This is a genomic window from Oceanobacillus sp. AG (assembly GCF_009746545.1).
GTDB lineage: Bacteria > Bacillota > Bacilli > Bacillales > Amphibacillaceae > Oceanobacillus > Oceanobacillus indicireducens.
This window is the reverse complement of sequence record NZ_WOWT01000077.1, coordinates 1-1326: the sequence shown is the minus strand read 5'-3', so window position 1 is coordinate 1326 and position 1326 is coordinate 1. Positions and strand designations below refer to the sequence as shown.

The following is a 1326-nucleotide window of genomic DNA, read 5'->3' as shown; positions in this document are numbered from 1 at the left end:
AACCCTGTTTGAATATTCCGCACTCTGAGTGAACACTATGCCCACCAATACATTCTATAAAATGGCGTTTGAGTAATTCTAAGAAAACAGGAGCATTTTGAAGATAATCAAAGTATATAGAGGGAGGTTTGTTATGACTGAAGACTTTTATTGTGATGAGGTATTAAGTGATAAAATCCAAGTAAGAAAGGTGTTGGAGACAGATAACGTATTAGCCTATTATCATACCAAACCATTTTGGCCAGTCCATGTTGTTGCAATACCAAAGAAACATATCCCTTCTTTAATTACATTGGAAGAAAGTGATAACGAGTTATTATTAGAATTACTGAGAGTAATTAAAAAGGTTGCTACTATGGTTACTGAGGAAAATGGTGCCTGTAGAGTAATTACAAACTTAGGAGATTATCAGGATTCTAAACATCTCCATTGGCATATCGTTTCTGGAGAACCACTGAAACAGCTATTTAACGAAAGGTTGCAATAGTTAAAATAAGGCGATCATTAAATTCGATTGCCTTTTTCCAAAGGAGTCTCGACTTATTTTGAATTAATCTTTGAAAGAGAGATATAGGTTTAATTGATATTAAAACAAACGTTGTTGTGCAAATCTATAATAAAAGCTGTTGTATTTTCTTAGATGGAACCTTGTTACAGAGATGCGACGGTAAATGTTTTATTGGAGAACAATACCAACGACTAAATAAATGATTAAATCATATACCAGAAGATTAATACACCACAAGGAGGAATCGGTATGGGAGACCAATTTTTTGTTGGATGGGGAACTCTTACCCTTATTAACGCTGGATTGGCACAAGGGAAAAACAGATCGGGGCTTAATTGGTTTTTTATTTCTTTGTTTCTTGGACCGGTAGCAACACTTATATTAGTGACCTTAGAAAAGCTGCCAGAAGAGGAAGATCATAATTTTGTCGATGAAGGTTGAATATTTCTGCAACCAGGCGCTTTTCTCAATCGACTTAAACTTACATTTTTTATGAATTAAAACAATTCAACCCCTCCCCACTTCATTTTACTTCACAGCTTTATTTCTGTCATTTTAAATATAAAAATGCGTGGGGCTTACACTTTTTCAGTGTAAGCCCCACGCTCCCAGCCTCTTTTATTTCTAATAAATTTTCACGCCAATATTTCCCCTAAATTGCAATATTAAATGCAACACTTTATGTGAAACCCTATATAAGGTTTTTATGTCAATTTGTTGATTGTGTGGCCTAGGCCACACAATCAACAAATTGCGCAAAATTTTCCTCCGGGGTCTCGTAGTTTAATATTTTCCGGGGGAATGTGTTCATCCAGTTG

At 35.1% G+C, this 1326-nt stretch carries 2 protein-coding genes; both read left to right on the top strand.

Translation table 11 applies throughout. The annotated features are described in order from the left end of the window. Positions 1-133 precede the first annotated feature (133 nt). A complete protein-coding gene (locus GN217_RS18580) occupies positions 134-487 on the top strand; it encodes an HIT domain-containing protein (RefSeq protein WP_156858116.1) in 354 nt (117 codons plus the stop codon). 270 nt (positions 488-757) lie between these two features. After that, positions 758-949 (top strand): hypothetical protein, encoded by a 192-nt coding sequence (locus GN217_RS18575; protein WP_156858115.1) that lies wholly within the window; start codon positions 758-760, stop codon positions 947-949. Positions 950-1326 lie beyond the last annotated feature (377 nt).